Genomic DNA, 16,808 nt, shown 5'->3' with positions numbered 1-16,808 from the left:
GGTGCGCGCGTCGCCCCAATTTTCAGGAGCCGGCAGGTGCCCCCGACCGGGTCAGTGCGAGCAGGTCGCGGGCCGGGCCCGTGGGCCGGTGTCCCGAGGGCCAGACCGCGCGCAGTTGGCGGCGCAGGCGGGCCCCCGCGATGGGGACCTTGACCAGGCGGCGGGCGGACAGCTCCTCGCCGAGCGCGAGTTCGCTCAGGACGCAGGGGCCCGCACCGCTCTCCGCCGCGCCCTTGACGGCGGTGGTCGAGGAGAGTTCCAGGAGCGGCGGGGCCAGCGGGCCGTGGAGGGCGAGCGCGGCGTCCAGTACCTGGCGGGTGCCGGAGCCGTGCTCGCGCAGGATCAGCGGGGTCGCGGCCAGTTCGGGCGGGGTCAGCGGGGTGCGGCGGCGGGCCCAGGGGTGGGAGGGGGCGACCACGACGACGAGGCGGTCGTGGGCGATGACCGTGCCGTCGAGCCCTTCCGGGACGGACAGGCCCTCGACGAAGCCCAGGTCCGCCTCGCCGCCCAGCAGCCGCTGGGCGACCACCGCGGAGTTGCCCGCGAGCAGCGAGACCGCGGTGCCGGGCCGCTCGGCGCGCAGGGCGATGAGCCAGCCGGGGAGCAGGTATTCGGCGATGGTCATGGAGGCGGTGACCCGCAGCCGGGAGTCGCGGCGGTCGCGCAGGGCCTGGGCCCCCGCGTCGAACGCCTCGGCGGCCTCGACGACCCGGCGCGCCCAGTCGGTGACGAGAGCGCCCGCGTCGGTGAGGCGGGAGCCCCGGGGCGAACGGTCGAGGAGGGTGAGGCCGAGCTGCCGCTCCATCGAGCGGACGCGGCTGCTGGCGGCGGGCTGGGTGATGCCGACGTCGCGGGCGGCCCGGCCGAGGCTGCCGTGCCGGGCGACGGCGAGGAGCAGTTCCAGCGCGCCGAGGTCGGGCACCCGGTGGGACAGCGGGGCGGGCGGTTCACTGGACATAAATCCAGCTTATGACCTCATAGAGCGGCGCTCCCTGGTGGGGTCCCGGCACGGACCGGAAGAATCATGGCATGGCCATCTATCCGCGGATCCGCACCCGTTCCCCGCACTCCGGCACCGTCCGGCGGCCCTCCCTGCGGCACTTCGGCCCCAACTGGTACGCGACCGTCATGGGCACCGCGATCGTGGCGAGCGCGGGTGTGGCGCTGCCCGTGCACATCCCCGGGCTGCGGGGCGCCTGCACGGTGGTGTGGATGCTGTCGGCGCTGCTCCTCGCCGCCGTACTGGCCGCCCGGGCCGGGCACTGGGCGGCCCACCGCGACCAGGCCCGCGCCCATCTCGCGGACCTGACCGTCGCACCGTTCTACGGCTGCCTCTCGATGGCCCTGCTGGCGGTCGGGGGCTCCGGCATGACCGTGGGCAAGGACGTCATCGGACATCGGGCGGCACTCGCGCTGGACGTGGTCCTGTACGCGGCGGGTACGGTGACCGGGCTGGTGGCGGCCGTGGCGGTGCCGTATCTCATGATCGTGCGCCACCGGCCGGAACCGGGCACCGCCTCCCCGGTGTGGCTGCTGCCGGTGGTGGCCCCGATGGTGTCGGCCGCGCTCGGCCCGCTGCTCGTGGCGGAGCTGCCGGCGGGCCAGGGGCGGGAGGCGCTGCTGCTGGGCTGCTACGCGATGTTCGGGCTGAGCCTGCTGGCGACGCTGGTGATGCTGCCGCTGGTCTTCGGCCGCCTGGTGCACCGGGGGCCGCTGCCGCTCGCCCTGACGCCGACCCTGTTCCTGGTGCTCGGGCCGCTCGGGCAGTCGACGACCGCGGTCAACGCGCTGGCCGATGTGGCGCCGGGTGCGGTCGGGGGCGCGTACGCCTCGGCGCTGGGCGCCTTCGGGGTGCTGTACGGGGTACCGGTGATGGGGTTCGCCCTGCTGTGGCTGGCTCTGGCGGTGGCGCTGGTGGTGCGGGCGGTGCGGGGCGGGATGACGTTCTCGATGACGTGGTGGGGCTTCACGTTCCCCGTCGGCACGTGCGTGACGGGCGCCGCGGGTCTGGCCCGGCACACCGGTCTGACCGCGTTCACCTGGCTGGCCGTCGCCCTGTACGTGCTGCTGGTGTCGGCCTGGGCGGTGGCCGGGGTGCGCACGGCGCGCGGACTGCTCAGCGGGGTGCTGCTCGCGCCGCCGCGGGGACCCGCCCCGGTGGCGGCCCGTACCGCCTGAGCGTCCCGGCCGGCGGTCCGCGGGTGGTCAGCGCCGGGGGTCGGACGTGGCGTCGATGTGCTCGGCCACCGCGACGCACAGCAGCCGGGTGCCGGGGAGGGTGGCCCGCCAACGGTGGCGCACCCCGCCGGACAGGAACAGGGTGTCGCCCTGGACCAGCCGGTAGGCCCGGCCCTCGGCCTCCACCTCGGCGGCACCCTCCGCGACGTACATGATCTCGTCGTTGCGGTGCTGGAACTCGCGCCCGAGGTCGAGTTCCCCACTGAACTCCAGGGCGCTGAGCTGGTGGCGTCCGCGCACCACCCGGTGCGCCCCGTCCTCCCGGGCGGCGCGCACGACGTCGACGGCGCGTGCGGAGTCCGCCGCGGCGCGCAGCCGGGCGGGGGTGGTCTCCAGCGCTTCGGCGACCCGGTCGAGCGACCGGGCGCTGGGTCTGGCGCGTTCGTTCTCGATCTGGCTGAGGAACGGTACGGAAAGACCGCTGCGCGAGGCGACCGCGGCCAGGGTGAGTCCCAGGGATCTGCGCTGTCGGCGGACGGCGGCGCCCACCCGAAGTGTTTCCTTCTCGTCCATGTCCGGCTCCCTCCCGACTCGCCATCCTTCCGGTTGTGGGCGCCTCGCGCACACCGTTACGGCAGGACAGCCCGGAAAATGACCGCGCGCAGACACCGGAAGGGGTGGATCACACCGTCGGCGTGACCCACCCCTTCCTGGGCTGCGGCCCCGGTGGGGCCGGTCGCGGCTCCTACTGGGGAGCCATCTTGTCCGCGATGCCCGGGTTCTTCTTCATCCAGGCCCTCACGGCTTCCTCCTCGTGTCCCGTACCGAGCTTCTGGATCTGGTTCTCCAGGCCGGCGAGCTGGTCCTCGCTGAGCTTGAAGTCCTTGAACCACTTCGTCAGCCGCGGGTAGTTCTCCGGGAACTCCTTGGAGGCGATGGTGTGCAGCCGGTCGCCCTCGCCGAACGCCTTCTTCGGGTCCTGGAGCTTGGTCATCCCGTACTCGCTGTACGCCCAGTGCGGGGTCCACAGCAGGACGGCGATGGGCTCCTTCTTGGCGTACGCGCGCTTCAGCTCGGCGAGCATGCCGGGCGTCGAGGAGTCGACGACCTTGTACTCGTCGTCCAGGCCGTAGGCCGGGAGCACGTTCTTCTTGAGGTTCTCCATGGTGGCGGTGCCGGGTTCGATGCCGATGATCCGGCCCTTGAACCGCGACGCCTTGCCCTTGAGGTCGGCCAGGGACTTCACGTCCTTGACGTAGTCGGGCACCGCGACCTCGATCGAGGTCGGGCCGTACCAGGAGCCGATGTCGGTGAGCTGGGAGCCGTACTTGTCCCAGTAGTTCTTCTGGGTGTACGGGAGCCAGCCGTCGAACTGCACGTCGAGCTGGCCGCGCGACATCGCGGTGTACATCGGACCGACCTCGAACTGCTTGAGGTCGATCTTGTAGCCGCGGTCCTCCAGGACGGCCTTCCACAGGTACGTGGCGGCGATGTCCTCCTCCCAGGGGAACCAGGCCATCTCGACCGTGCGGTCGCGCTCGTCCTTGCCGTTCGCGCCCTCGGCGGAGGCGGACTTCTTGACCGGGGTCCACTTGCCGGCGACGTCCGGGTTGGCCTTCAGCCAGGTGCGGACGGCCTCCTGCTCCTTGCCGGAGCCGCTCTTCTGGATCTGGGCCTCCAGGCTGGTGAGCTGGTCCTCGCTCATCCGGAAGTCCTTGAGCCACTTGCCGACCTCCGGGTTGTCCCCGGTGAAGCCCTTGCGGGTCAGCGTGTGGATGCCGTCGCCCTTGCCCCAGAGGTTCTCGGGGTCCTTGAGCTTGGTCAGCTCGAACTGGTCGTACGCCCAGTGCGGCGACCACAGCGGGACGACGATCGGTTCCTTCTTGGCGTACGCGCGCTTCAGCTCGGCCAGCATGGACGGCGTGGAGCCGTCGACGACCTTGTACTCCTCGTCCAGGCCGTAGCCGGGCAGGATCTTGTCCTTGAGCAGGCCCATCTCACCGGCGCTCGGCTCGATGCCGACGATCCGGCCCTTGAACCGCGACGCCTTGCCCTTGAGGTCGGCCAGGGACTTCACGTCCTTGACGTACGAGGGGACGGCCAGCTCCAGCGAGGTGGGGCCGTACCAGGAGCCCACGTCCTCCAGGCGGTCCTTGTACTTCTTCCAGTACGAGGCGTGGGTGACCGGCAGCCAGGAGTCGGTCTGGAAGTCGATCTGGCCGCTCGCCATGCCGGTGTACAGCGCGCCGGCCTCGTACTGCTTGACGTCGACCTCGAAGCCGCGCCGCTCCAGCAGCTCCTTCCACAGGAACGTGGAGGCGATGCCCTCGTCCCACGGGATGTAGCCCATGCTGATCTTCTTGCCGGCACCGATGTTCGCCGGGTCGGAGGCCGCGGCGGCCTCGTCGTCGGAGGAACCGAACACGCCCATGCCGCCGGCGACGAGCGCGAGGGCGACGACGCCCGCGACGGCGACGACGGGCTGCGGGCGGTGGTGCCAGATCTTCAGGCCGCCGGCCATCGACCGCGCCTTGGCGAGCGCGCGGCGGGCGAGCGGGGAGACCTCACGGCCCAGGGCGCTCGTCATCCGGTCCAGGTACATGGCCAGGATGACGATGGAGACACCGGCCTCGAAGCCGAGGCCGACGTCGACGTTGCCGATGGCGCGGTAGACGGAGCCGCCGAGGCCGCCGCCGCCGACCATGCCGGCGATGACCACCATGGACAGGCCCAGCATGATGACCTGGTTGATGCCCGCCATGATCGTGGGCAGGGCCAGCGGCAGCTGGACCCGCAGCAGGGTGTTGCGGGAGGTGGTGCCGAAGGCCTCGGCCGCCTCGACGAGCTCGCCGTCGACCTGGCGGATGCCGAGTTCGGTCATCCGGACGCCCGGGGGCAGCGCGAAGATGATGGTGGCGATGATGCCGGGGACGACACCGACGCCGAAGAAGATCACGCCGGGGATCAGGTAGACCATGGCGGGCATGGTCTGCATGAAGTCCAGGACCGGCCGCGTCACCGCGCTCACCGTCCTGGAGCGGGACGCCCAGATGCCGAGCGGAACGGCCAGCACCAGCGTCACGATCGTGGCGACGAGCACCAGCGTGAGCGTGTCCATCGCCTCGTCCCACAGTTCGACCGAGTCGATGAGGGCGAAGCCGACGAACGCCAGGACACCGGCGAGCAGGCCGCGCAGCCACCAGGCGATGACGGCGACGATGCCCGCGAAGAGCAGGGGCGCGGGGGCGGAGAGCACGGCGGCGATGCCGTCGAACATGCCGCTCACCACGGAGCTGATGGCCTCGAAGAGCCAGGCCAGGTGGGTCTGGAGCCAGTCGACCGCGGAGTCGACCCAGTCGCCGAGAGGGAGCCTAAACACCGGCCACCTTCTTCGGGGAGGTCGGGGCGGCGTCCTGCGGGGCGCCGGCGGGGGTCATCGGCTCGCCGAGCACGGCGAGCAGCCTGGCCCGGGGCACGACGCCGGTGAGCTTGCCCTTGTCGTCGGTCACGGCGACCGCGACCCCGCTCTGCGAGCAGGGCGTGAACAGCTCGATGATCGGCGTGGACTCGGTGACGGTGGCGGGGGCGGCCCGCAGCACGTCGGCGGGGGTACGCAGTTCGTTGCCGTCGTCGTCGGGGGCGCCCATGACGGTGTGCGGTTCGGCCATGATGGCGCCCGCGGTCAGCACCCGGGAGCGGTCCACGTCCTGGGTGAAGGAGGCGACGTAGTCGTTGGCCGGGGTGACGAGGATGTCCTCGGCGGTGCCGAGCTGGACTATCTCGCCGTCGCGCATCACGGCGATGCGGTCACCGAGGCGCATGGCCTCGTTGAGGTCGTGGGTGATGAAGACGATGGTCTTCTTCAGCCGCTTCTGCAGTTCCAGGAGCTGGTCCTGCATGTCGCGGCGGATCAGCGGGTCGAGCGCGCTGAAGGACTCGTCCATCAGCAGCAGGTCGGCGTCGGTGGCGAGCGCGCGGGCGAGGCCCACGCGCTGCTGCATCCCGCCGGACAGCTCGTCGGGCCAGGACTTCTCCCAGCCGGCCAGGCCGGTCAGCTCCAGGGCCTCGGCGGCGCGGCGGTGGCGCTCGCCGCGCGGCACGCCCTGCACCTCCAGGCCGTACGCGGCGTTCTCCAGGACGCTCCGGTGGGGGAAGAGCGCGAAGTGCTGGAACACCATGCTGATCTTGGTGGAGCGGACGTGGCGGAGCTCCGCGGGGCTCAGGGCGGTCAGGTCCTGGCCGTCGAAGAGCACCTGGCCGGAGGTGGGCTCCAGCAGGCCGTTGAGCATCCGCAGCAGCGTGGACTTGCCCGAGCCGGACAGACCCATCACGACGAAGATCTGCCCCGGCTCCACGGTGAACGACGCGTCGATCACCGCTGCGGTCGTTCCGTCGGCGCGCAGCGCGTCGCGGCCGGTGCCGCTCCGCAGCTTCTGCACGGCTTGATCGGGTCGTCTGCCGAACACCTTGTACAAGTGCTCGGCCTGCAGCCTGGACACATACACCTCACGCGTTGAACCGAAAACGGTCTGCCACCCCCGCCGGCAGACCGTGGAGCGGTACGGATTCCGTCCGCATGGCACGTGCACTGGTTGAAAACGCAACGTGGTCCGCTCCGATGCCGCGCCTGCCCCCGCTTACCCGGAGCAAACACGACAGTGGCTTGGATCACACCGACCGGGCCGGTTTTCCGGGAACCGCGTCCGCGGCGGCCGCTGTCGGCGCCGTGCGGCATCATCGGCGTGTGACGCGACGCCTGATGCTCCTCGATACCGCCTCCCTTTACTTCCGCGCCTACTTCGGCGTGCCCGATTCGGTGCGCGCGCCGGACGGGACGCCGGTCAACGCCGTGCGCGGACTGCTGGACTTCATCGGCCGGCTCGTGCAGGACCACCGGCCGGACGACCTCGTCGCCTGCTGGGACGCGGACTGGCGGCCGCAGTGGCGGGTCGACCTCATCCCCTCGTACAAGGCGCACCGCGTGGCGGTCGAGACCGGGGAGGGTGTGCCCGACGAGGAGGAGACGCCGGACACGCTGGCCCCGCAGGTGCCGGTCATCGCGGACGTGCTGGACGCGTTCGGCATCGCCCGGGTGGGCGTCGAGGGGTACGAGGCGGACGACGTGATCGGCACGCTGACCGGCCGGGCGGCCGGGCCGGTCGACATCGTCACCGGCGACCGGGACCTCTACCAGCTGGTGGACGACGCCCGGGGGGTGCGGGTGCTCTACCCACTGAAGGGGGTCGGCACCCTCCAGGCGACGGACGAGGCGTGGCTGCGCGAGAAGTACGGGGTCGACGGCCCGGGGTACGTGGATCTGGCGCTGCTGCGCGGTGACCCGAGCGACGGACTGCCCGGCGTGCCCGGCATCGGCGAGAAGACGGCGGCGAAGCTGCTGGACGCCTTCGGTGACCTGGCCGGGATCATGGCCGCCGTGGACGATCCGGCGGCCCGGCTGACGCCCTCGCAGCGCAAGCGGCTCGACGAGGCCCGCGCCTATGTGGCCGTGGCGCCGAAGGTGGTGCGGGTCGCCGGTGACGTACCGCTGCCGGACTTCGACCCGGCGCTGCCCGCCGGACCGCGCGACCCGGCCGCCCTGGAGGCCCTCGCGGTCCGGTGGGGGCTGGGCGGAGCGGTGGGACGCCTCCTCGACGTACTGCACCCCTGAGGTGTTAGGTTAGGACACCCTAAGAATGTCGGCTCCGGCCGGCGGTCCCCAATTTCCGGCAGCAGGGAGCAGACCTCGTGGCAGAACGACCGGAGCGGCGGGCACCGAAGGCTCGGGGGGCGCAGGTCCTGCGCACCGAGCAGATCACCCCGCACATGATCCGGGTGGTGCTCGGCGGTGACGGTCTCGCCGATTTCGCCCTCGCGGGTTTCACCGATCACTACGTCAAGCTGTGCTTCGCCCCCGAGGGCGCGGACTACGCCCACCCCTTCGACGTCGCCCGCATCCGCGAGGAGTACCCGCGCGAGCTGTGGCCCACCACCCGTACGTACACGGTGCGTTCCTGGGACGCCACCAGCCGGGAGCTGGCGATCGACTTCGTGGTGCACGGCGACGAGGGCCTCGCCGGGCCCTGGGCGGCGCGCGCGAAGGCGGGTGACCAGGTGACGTTCCTGGGGCCCGGCGGCGGTTACGCCCCCGACGCCTCGGCGGACTGGCACCTGCTGGTGGGCGACGAGAGCGCCCTGCCCGCCGTCGCCGCCACGCTGGAGCAGATGCCGGCGGGTGCGGTGGTGCACGCGTTCGTCGAGGTGGAGGACGCGGCGGAGGAGCAGAAGATCGCCACGCCGGACGGCGTGGCGGTCACCTGGCTGCACCGGTCCGGCCGCCCGGTCGGCGAGGCGCTCACCGCGGCGGTGAAGGAGTTGGAGTTCCCGCCCGGCGACGTCCAGGCGTTCGTCCACGGCGAAGCGGCCTTCGTGAAGGAGATCCGCCGCCACCTGCGCCTGGAGCGCGGGATCCCCCTCTCCCAGCTGTCGATCTCGGGCTACTGGCGGCTCGGCCACGACGACGAGTCCTGGCGCTCCGTCAAGCGCCAGTGGAACGAGCAGGTGGAGCGCGAGCAGGAGGGCGCGGCCTGACCTTCCCACGCCCTCACTGTGCCCCGGTCCGGCGGACCGGGGCACAGTCGCGTCACCGCAGCGCGCCAGGGCTGTTCGCCGGACCGGCTCCCGGTACGAACGGAACCCGGACCGGCTCCCGGTACGAACGGAACTACGAGTGGGCCGCCGGGCCCTGGAAGGATCTCCGGCTCCCGGCCAATCCGCACCGGCACCGGCTACGAATCACCCGGAGAGCGATGACCACCGAAGGGAACCCCGCGTGAAAGAAGCCGTGTACATCGGCGGAACGGCCTCGGTGGGGCCCGATCTCCAGGAGCTGATGGGAAGCGTCGCCCGGGGCGACCACGACGCCTTCGCCCAGGTCTACGACGTGGTGAGCGGGCCGGTGCTCGGGCTCGTGCGCAGCGTGCTGCGCGATCCCGCCCAGTCGGAGGAGGTCGCCCAGGAGGTCCTGGTCGAGGTGTGGCGCACCGCGTCCCGCTTCCAGGCCGCCCGGGGCAGCGCCATGAGCTGGGTGCTGACCCTCGCCCACCGTCGTGCCGTCGACCGGGTCCGCTCCGCGCAGGCTTCGGCCGCCCGCGAGCACAAGGCCGCCCTGCTCGACCGCACGCCCGCCTTCGACGAGGTCACCGAACAGGTCGAGACCCGGCTGGAACGCGAGCAGGTGCGCCGCTGCCTGCGGACGCTGTCCGAACTCCAGCGGGAGTCCGTCACCCTGGCGTACTACCGGGGGCTGACCTATCGCGAGGTGGCCGAACTGCTCGCGGTGCCGCTCGGCACGATCAAGACTCGACTGCGCGACGGGCTGATCCGGATGCGCGACTGCCTCGGGGTGACCTCATGAGCGACGCCGGACTCCACACGCTGACGGGCGCCTATGCCCTGCACGCCCTGCCGGACACCGAACGCCGGTGCTTCGAGCGGCACCTGAGCGACTGTGAAGCATGCGCGACCGAGGTCCGAGAGTTCTCCGAGACCGCGACCCGCCTCGGCCTCGCCGTCGCCGCGCCGGTCCCCCGGGGACTGCGGGAGCGGGTACTCCGGGAGATCACGACCGTACGCCAGGAGCCGCCCTCCCTTCCCCGCCGCGCGCGCTCGCCCGACCGGCGGGGCGGGGCGGGGCGGTGGTCCCGGTTCGCCCTGGCCGCGTGCCTGGCCGCGGCGGCGGGCTTCGGCGGGATCGCCGTGTGGCAGCACCAGGAGGCACGGGACGCCCAGCGGCAGGCGGACGCGGCCCGGCTCCGGGCCGAGCAGGTGGCCGAGGTCCTCGCCGCGCCCGACGCGAAGACCTCCTCGGGCACGCTGGAGGACGGGGCGAAGGGCACGGTGGTGGTCTCCCGGAGCGAGGACCGGGCGGTGTTCCTGGCCACCGGCCTCGCCGAGGCGCCCGCGGGCAAGGTCTACCAGCTGTGGTTCGCCGACGGCGGCACGATGCGCCCGGCGGGCCTGATGCACGCCTCGGGCCCGTCCTCCACCACGTACACGACCCTGCTCGACGGCCCGGTCGACGGGGCCACGGGCATGGGCGTCACCGTGGAACCGGCGGGCGGTTCGACGCGGCCGACCTCGGACCCGGTGGCACTGATGGAGCTGCCGGCGTGAGCGGCCGGCCCGGGGAGGACGGCCCGGGCCGGCCCTTCAGACCCGCCTCGGCGGGAGCGGGAGGAAGCCGCTGGTCCATGATCCTCCCCCGGTTGCCGGGGTCGGCCTTGAACCGGGCCGGCTGGTGGTCGCCCCCGGCCTCGAAGAACATGCCGACCGCCCGGAGCGCGATGCCGGCCCGGGCGAGGACGTTCACCTTGATTCTCCCGGGATGCCCAGCCCTGAAGGACCGGGCATCCCGGGAGAATCAAGGTGAACGGCGGTCAGTCCCGCCACCCCGCCGCCCACGGCGGCCGTGCGTCGCCGCATGTCACTCATACCGCTCCCTCCGGAACACCTGCGCCGCGCGCCCTTCTCCCGGTGGTGAGGGAGCGGCAAACGCCTTCCGGAGGTGGTTCGTTACAGGTGGCGCGGCAGAAGGACCGGCACCGACTCTCATCCGATCGGGTGACAGACCAATCCGCGGGCCCGCGGGCTCCGAATCCCGGCCGTGAGTGAAGATCAGAACGATCCGGAGACCGGGGCCACCGAGCCCCGGCGGTCCCGTGCGCTGCGGGCGGCCTGGGCCGCGCTCAGCGGCGGGATCGCCGGGTTCGGCGCCCTGGCCTTCGCCGAGCTGGTGGCGGCGGTGGTGGTGCGCCCCGAGGCGGGGCCGGTCACGGCGGTGGGCGGGGCGGTGATCGACCGCACTCCCCCAGCACTGAAGGACTTCGCCGTACGGAACTTCGGGACGAACGACAAGCTGGTCCTGGAGCTCGGCATCCTCGCGGTCCTGGCGCTGTTCGCCGTGGCCGTCGGGCTGTTGGCGCTCCGCCACCGGATCGCCGCACCGGCGGCCGTGCTGGTCTTCGGCGCGGTCGGCGCGGTGGCGGCGATCGGGCGGCCGGAGGGCCGGGTCCCGGACGCGCTGCCCTCCGTGGCGGGCGCGCTGGCGGGGGCGGGGGTGCTGTACCTGCTGGCCGGGCGGCTGATCCCGGCCCGGCCGTCCGGAGGGCGGGCTGCCGGGCGCTTCGACCGGCGCGGGTTCGTCGTCGCGGCGGGCGTCGCCGCGGTGGCCTCCGCCGGGGCCGGACTGCTGGGGCGGCGGCTCACCTCCGCCGGGCAGGCCGATGCCGAGGCGTCCCGGCGCGATCTGGGTCTCCCCGCGCCCGGCTCGCCCGCCCCCGCCGTGCCGGCCGGTGCGGACCTCGGCATCCGGGGGCTGAGCCCGTTCGTCACGCCCAACAAGGACTTCTACCGCGTCGACACAGCCCTGGTCGTGCCGAGGGTGGACGCCGGGGCGTGGCGGCTGCGGATCCACGGCAAGGGCGTGCCCCGTCCGGTGACCCTCACCTTCCAGGACCTGCTGCGCCGCGAGGTCGTGGAGCGCGACATCACCCTGACCTGCGTCTCGAACGAGGTGGGCGGACCGTACGTCGGCAATGCCCGGTGGCTCGGCGTGCACCTCGCCGATCTGCTGCGCGAGGCGGGGGTGCGGCCCCCGTCCGAGGGCGGACCGGCCGACCAGCTCGTGGCGCGTTCGGTGGACGGCATGACGACCGGCACCCCGGTCGAGGACGTCATGGACGGCCGCGCCGCCCTGCTCGCCGTCGGCATGAACGGGGAGCCACTGCCCTTCGAGCACGGCTTCCCGGTCCGGATGGTCGTCCCCGGCCTGTACGGATACGTGTCGGCCTGCAAGTGGATCAGGGACCTCGAGCTGACCACCTTCGACGCGTACGACGCGTACTGGGTGAAGCGGTCCTGGTCCCGACGGGCGCCGGTCAAGACCCAGGCCCGTATCGACACCCCGCGTCCCTTCGCCTCCCCGAAGGCCGGCACGGTGCCGGTCGCCGGGGTCGCCTGGGCCCAGCACCGCGGCATCGTCCGGGTCGAGGTCCGGGTGGACGGCGGCCCGTGGCACCCGGCGCGGCTCGCGGCGCCGGCCGGCCGGGACGTCTGGCGCCAGTGGGTGTGGGAATGGCCGGCCACCCCGGGCGGCCACACCCTGGAGGTCCGCGCGACCGACGGGAGCGGCGCCACGCAGACCTCCCGCCGCGTCGGCACCGTGCCGGACGGCGCCACCGGCCGGCACTCGGTGGTGGTCGACGTGTCCTGAACACGCGGTCCCACCGCCTCCGCCCCACATGCGCACCGCCCGTCCGGGGCGGCGCACACCCTCAGCCAATTACCGTAAGCAATCAATCGGCTACCCAAACAGGAGAACACCATGAAGGTCATCCACGCCCGCCGCGCCGCCGTAGCGCTCTCCGCCGCGGCGATCCTGCCGCTGGCCCTGACGGCCTGCTCCAGCGACTCCAAGGACAGCGCGTCCGGATCGAGCGCCAGCTCCGCGAAGGCCACCGCCTCCCCGTCCGCCGCCGCGTCCACGGCCCCGGACAAGCCCTTCGGTCCGGCCTGCGCGTCGGTCCCGAAGAACGGCGCGGGTTCCTTCACCGGCATGGCGAAGGAACCGGTCGCCACGGCGGCCTCGAACAACCCGGCCCTCTCCACCCTGGTCACCGCGGTCAAGAAGGCCGGCCTGGTCGACACGCTCAACAGCGCGCAGAACATCACCGTGTTCGCGCCCACCAACGACGCCTTCGCCAAGGTCCCGAAGGAGGACCTCGACAAGCTGCTCGCCGACAAGGCCGCGCTCACCAAGGTCCTCACCTACCACGTGGTGGGCCAGAAGCTGACACCGAAGCAGCTGGAGAAGGGCTCCTTCGAGACCCTGGAGAAGAGCGAGCTGACGACGTCGGGCTCGGGCACGACGTACACCGTGAACGACTCGTCGAAGGTCGTCTGCGGCAACGTCCCCACCGCCAACGCCACGGTCTACATCGTCGACACCGTCCTGATGCCGCCCGCCGCCTAGCGGCTCCCCTCGCGGTGGGTCCCCACGCCCACCGCGAGGACCCCGGACCGGCGCGGATCCCGCGGACACCAAGCCGCCTCGAACCTGCGCATAAGAGACAGATAAGAGCAGAATGGGCAGTGCGGGCCGCTCCCCGCGCGTGGCGGTGACCTGGTCCGCCCGATCCGAAGGGGGACGAACACTCATGTCAAACGTCTCGCATGCCGGCCACGACATGGCCGGGCACCCCGATGTCTCGGAAATGAGCGACCGTTACGCACGGATGCTGGGCGGCCGCGACGTGGCGCTGGTGGACGCGCCGGTCTTCCTGGTCGGCCTGTACTGCGCCGTGTCACCGTGGGTGCTGCACTTCACCACCTCGCAGTCCGCTCTGGTGACGCACAACCTGGTCATGGGCATAGCGATCGCCGTGCTCGGCCTCGGGTTCACCGCGATGCCGCAGCGGATGTACGGCCTGAGCTGGGCCATCTGCGCCATGGGCGCCTGGATGATCATCTCGCCCTGGGTGGTCGGCAGCAGTCCGGACGCCGGCGTCATCCTCAACAACATCATCATCGGCGGCCTCGCGGTCCTGCTGGGTCTGGTCTGCGCGGGCGCGTCGATGAAGATGAGCCGGGGCGGCCGGGCCTAGGCAGCCATTCCGGAAAGGGCACCCGCACGAATGCCGGCCGGACAGCTTGTCCGGCCGGCATTCCGTGTGCTGGGACGCTGCGTTACGAGAACGGGGCGCCGCCCTCCTCAGCCGAGGGAGCTGTACGCCACCACGCCCCGCAGCACCTCGTCGACCGCCTTGCGGGCGTTGCGCGCCACCGAGCTGTTCTCGCGCGGCGCGGCGGCTGCCACCTGGCCCAGCACGTCGATGACCTGCTTGCACCACCGCACGAAGTCGCCCGCCGGCATGTCCGCCTCGCGCAGCACCTCGTCCAGCGAGCGGCCGGAGGCCCACATGTACACCGCCCAGGCGAAGCCGAGGTCCGGCTCGCGCTGGCCGACCCCCTCCGCCTGGTTGATCTTGAAGTCCTCCTCCAGGGCGTCGAGCCGCCCCCAGATGCGGACCATCTCGCCCAGCGCCGTCTTCGCGGGCCCCGACGGCAGCTTCGGCGCCACCGCGTCGTCGGCCTGCCGCGCCTCGTACACCAGCGCGGAGACGCACGCCGCGAGCTCGGCCGGGTTCAGCCCCTCCCAGACACCGGCCCGCAGGCACTCGCTCGCCAGCAGGTCCAGCTCGCCGTAGAGCCGGGCGAGGCGCCGCCCGTGCTCGGTGACCTCGCTGCCGCGCAGGTAGTCCAGCTCCGTGAGCAGGGCCACGATCCGGTCGAAGGTGCGGGCGATCGTGTTGGTGCGCCCCTCGATGCGGCGCTCCAGCTGCCGGGTGTCGCGCTGCAGCCGGTAGTAGCGCTCGGCCCAGCGGGCGTGGTCCTCGCGCTCGTCGCACCCGTGGCAGGGGTGGGCGCGCAGCTCGGCCCGCAGGCGCGCGATCTCGCGGTCGTCGGCGGCGGGGGCGCGTCCCCGGCGGTGCCGGTCCGGGACGATGTGCCCGGCCTTGGTGCGCAGCGCGGAGGCCAGGTCCCGGCGCGACTGCGGCGAGCGCGGGTTGAAGGACTTCGGCACCCTCATCCGCTCCACGGCCTCGACCGGCACCGGGAAGTCGATCGAGGCGAGCCGCTTCACCTGCCGCTCGGCGGTCAGCACCAGCGGGCGGGGCCCGTCGTGGTACTCCATGCCGCGGTGCCCGTGTCCGTTGGTACGGCCGGCCGGCAGCCCGGGGTCCAGGACGAGCGCGAGGCCGGCGAACTTGCCGGTCGGCACGTGGATGACGTCGCCGGGCTTCAGCTTCTCCAGGGACGCCGCGGCGGCGGCCCGCCGCTGGGACGCGCCCTGCTTGGCCAGCTCCGTCTCCCGGTCCTTGAGGTCGCGGCGCAGCCGCGCGTACTCCTCGAAGTCACCGAGGTGGCAGGTCATGCCCTCGCGGTAACCCTCCAGGCCCTCCTCGTTGCGCTGGACCTGGCGGGAGATCCCGACGACCGACCGGTCCGCCTGGAACTGCGCGAACGAGGTCTCGAGGAGTTCGCGCGAGCGGTGCCGCCCGAACTGCTGCACCAGGTTCACGGCCATGTTGTACGAGGGGCGGAAGCTGGAGCGCAGCGGATACGTGCGCGTGCCGGCGAGTCCGGCCAGCGCGCCCGGGTCCATGCCGCGCTGCCAGAGCACCACGGCGTGCCCCTCGACGTCGATCCCGCGCCGCCCGGCCCGGCCGGTCAGCTGGGTGTACTCGCCGGGGGTGATGTCGGCGTGCTGCTCGCCGTTCCACTTGACGAGCTTCTCCAGGACGACCGAGCGGGCGGGCATGTTGATGCCGAGCGCCAGCGTCTCCGTCGCGAAGACCGCCTTGACCAGGCCCCGGACGAACAGCTCCTCGACGATCTCCTTGAACCTCGGGAGCATCCCGGCGTGGTGCGCGGCGATGCCCCGCTCCAGGCCCTCGAGCCACTCGTAGTAGCCCAGGACGTGCAGGTCCTCGGGCGGGATGGACGCCGTCCGCTCCTCGACGATCTCCCGCACCAGCCGGCGCTTGTCGTCGTCGTTGAGCCGGAGCCCGGCGTGCAGGCACTGCTGTACGGCGGCCTCGCAGGCGGCCCGGCTGAAGATGAACGTGATCGCGGGGAGCAGCCCCTCGGCGTCCAGCCGGTCGATGACCTCGGGGCGCGAGGGCGTCCAGATCCGGCTGCGCTGGCGCCGCTCGCGCTCGCGGTCCGCCTCGCGCACCATCTTGCCGCGCCTGCGGTCGCGCGGGTTGTACCCGCGCTGGTTCTCCATGCGGGCGAGGCGGACGAGGTCGGGGTTGACCTCGCGGCGGCCGACGCCCCGGCCCCCGTGGTCGCTCTCCTCCTCGAAGAGGTCGTACATCCGCCGGCCGGCCAGCACGTGCTGCCAGAGCGGCACGGGCCGCTGCTCGGAGACGATCACCTCGGTGTCGCCGCGCACCGTGTCCAGCCAGTCGCCGAACTCCTCCGCGTTGGACACGGTCGCCGACAGGGAGACCAGGGTGACGGACTCGGGCAGGTGGATGATCACCTCTTCCCAGACCGCGCCCCGGAAGCGGTCGGAGAGGTAGTGCACCTCGTCCATGACCACGTGTCCGAGGCCGTTCAGCGCCTGGGAGCCCGCGTACAGCATGTTGCGCAGGACCTCGGTGGTCATGACGACGACCGGGGCGTCCGCGTTGACACTGTTGTCGCCGGTCAGCAGGCCGACCTTGTCCGCGCCGTAGCGCCGGACCAGATCGGCGAACTTCTGGTTCGACAGGGCCTTGATCGGGGTGGTGTAGAAGCACTTGCGGCCCTGCTCCAGGGCGAGGTGCACGGCGAATTCGCCGACGATCGTCTTGCCCGAGCCGGTCGGGGCGGCGACGAGCACGCCCTTCCCGGCCTCCAGCGCCTTGCACGCCTCGATCTGGTACGGGTCGAGATCGAAGTCGTACATCTCGCGGAACGGCCCGAGAGCGGTCGCCTGCTCGGCCGCCCGGAGCCGGGAAGCCTGGTAGCGCTCAGCTGGTGAGAGGTCCTCTGTCATCTTGTCCACGAGCCTACCCGCCGCCTCC

The 16,808-nt window shown here is 72.4% G+C and carries 13 protein-coding genes and 1 pseudogene; 8 read left to right on the top strand and 6 right to left on the bottom strand.

Annotation, left to right across the window (positions count from 1 at the left end; genetic code table 11):
- Positions 1-22: 22 nt before the first annotated feature.
- Complete coding sequence (locus tag ABZ564_RS05365; protein WP_360849756.1) at positions 23-958, bottom strand: LysR family transcriptional regulator; 936 nt, start codon at positions 956-958, stop codon at positions 23-25.
- Positions 959-1,029: 71 nt separating this feature from the next.
- On the opposite strand from ABZ564_RS05365, the gene ABZ564_RS05360 reads away from it, so the two are divergent.
- On the top strand, positions 1,030-2,178 hold the full coding sequence (locus ABZ564_RS05360) for a TDT family transporter (protein WP_360849753.1): 1,149 nt from the start codon (positions 1,030-1,032) through the stop codon (positions 2,176-2,178).
- A gap of 27 nt (positions 2,179-2,205) precedes the next feature.
- On the opposite strand, the gene ABZ564_RS05355 is transcribed toward ABZ564_RS05360, so the two are convergent.
- From ABZ564_RS05355 to ABZ564_RS05345, 3 genes are all read right to left on the bottom strand, one after another.
- On the bottom strand, positions 2,206-2,751 hold the full coding sequence (locus ABZ564_RS05355) for a helix-turn-helix domain-containing protein (protein ID WP_360849751.1): 546 nt from the start codon (positions 2,749-2,751) through the stop codon (positions 2,206-2,208).
- Between the two features lie 172 nt (positions 2,752-2,923).
- On the bottom strand, positions 2,924-5,557 hold the full coding sequence (locus ABZ564_RS05350) for an ABC transporter permease/substrate binding protein (protein ID WP_360849749.1): 2,634 nt from the start codon (positions 5,555-5,557) through the stop codon (positions 2,924-2,926).
- Positions 5,550-6,677, bottom strand: a complete 1,128-nt coding sequence (locus ABZ564_RS05345) for a glycine betaine/L-proline ABC transporter ATP-binding protein (protein ID WP_360849746.1) — start codon at positions 6,675-6,677, stop codon at positions 5,550-5,552. Before ABZ564_RS05345 ends, ABZ564_RS05350 begins: the two co-directional genes overlap by 8 nt.
- Positions 6,678-6,937: 260 nt before the next feature.
- On the opposite strand from ABZ564_RS05345, the gene ABZ564_RS05340 reads away from it, so the two are divergent.
- The 4 genes from ABZ564_RS05340 to ABZ564_RS05325 all read left to right on the top strand — a co-directional run bounded on the left by ABZ564_RS05340 (position 6,938) and on the right by ABZ564_RS05325 (position 10,350).
- Positions 6,938-7,846 carry a 5'-3' exonuclease gene (locus tag ABZ564_RS05340; RefSeq protein WP_360849946.1) on the top strand — a complete coding sequence of 303 codons (909 nt, stop codon included), beginning with the start codon at positions 6,938-6,940 and terminating at the stop codon, positions 7,844-7,846.
- 77 nt (positions 7,847-7,923) lie between these two features.
- Entirely contained in the window at positions 7,924-8,766 is an 843-nt protein-coding gene (locus ABZ564_RS05335; RefSeq protein ID WP_360849743.1) for a siderophore-interacting protein, read from the top strand.
- A gap of 241 nt (positions 8,767-9,007) precedes the next feature.
- A complete protein-coding gene (locus ABZ564_RS05330; protein ID WP_360849740.1) occupies positions 9,008-9,592 on the top strand; it encodes a sigma-70 family RNA polymerase sigma factor in 585 nt (194 codons plus the stop codon).
- Positions 9,589-10,350, top strand: a complete 762-nt coding sequence (locus tag ABZ564_RS05325; protein WP_360849737.1) for an anti-sigma factor — start codon at positions 9,589-9,591, stop codon at positions 10,348-10,350. The genes ABZ564_RS05330 and ABZ564_RS05325 overlap by 4 nt, the downstream gene beginning before the upstream one ends.
- A gap of 64 nt (positions 10,351-10,414) precedes the next feature.
- On the opposite strand, the pseudogene ABZ564_RS05320 reads toward ABZ564_RS05325, so the two are convergent.
- Positions 10,415-10,546 (bottom strand): annotated as a pseudogene (locus ABZ564_RS05320) (DUF1295 domain-containing protein); the annotation flags it as partial.
- 354 nt (positions 10,547-10,900) lie between these two features.
- Between ABZ564_RS05320 and ABZ564_RS05315 the strand changes: the two are divergent.
- From ABZ564_RS05315 to ABZ564_RS05305, 3 genes are all read left to right on the top strand, one after another.
- Positions 10,901-12,448: a molybdopterin-dependent oxidoreductase gene (locus ABZ564_RS05315; protein WP_360849943.1), complete on the top strand. Its 1,548-nt coding sequence runs from the start codon at positions 10,901-10,903 to the stop codon at positions 12,446-12,448.
- A gap of 111 nt (positions 12,449-12,559) precedes the next feature.
- On the top strand, positions 12,560-13,207 hold the full coding sequence (locus ABZ564_RS05310) for a fasciclin domain-containing protein (protein WP_360849734.1): 648 nt from the start codon (positions 12,560-12,562) through the stop codon (positions 13,205-13,207).
- A gap of 184 nt (positions 13,208-13,391) precedes the next feature.
- Positions 13,392-13,838 carry an SPW repeat protein gene (locus tag ABZ564_RS05305; protein ID WP_360849731.1) on the top strand — a complete coding sequence of 149 codons (447 nt, stop codon included), beginning with the start codon at positions 13,392-13,394 and terminating at the stop codon, positions 13,836-13,838.
- Positions 13,839-13,945: 107 nt separating this feature from the next.
- Here ABZ564_RS05305 and ABZ564_RS05300 read toward each other — a convergent pair whose 3' ends face one another.
- Positions 13,946-16,780 (bottom strand): DEAD/DEAH box helicase, encoded by a 2,835-nt coding sequence (locus ABZ564_RS05300; RefSeq protein ID WP_360849940.1) that lies wholly within the window; start codon positions 16,778-16,780, stop codon positions 13,946-13,948.
- Positions 16,781-16,808: the final 28 nt, after the last annotated feature.

Origin of the sequence: Streptomyces sp. NPDC019224, assembly GCF_040632605.1 — a bacterium.
Taxonomy (GTDB): domain Bacteria; phylum Actinomycetota; class Actinomycetes; order Streptomycetales; family Streptomycetaceae; genus Streptomyces.
This window is presented reverse-complemented; position numbering and strand designations above follow the sequence as displayed.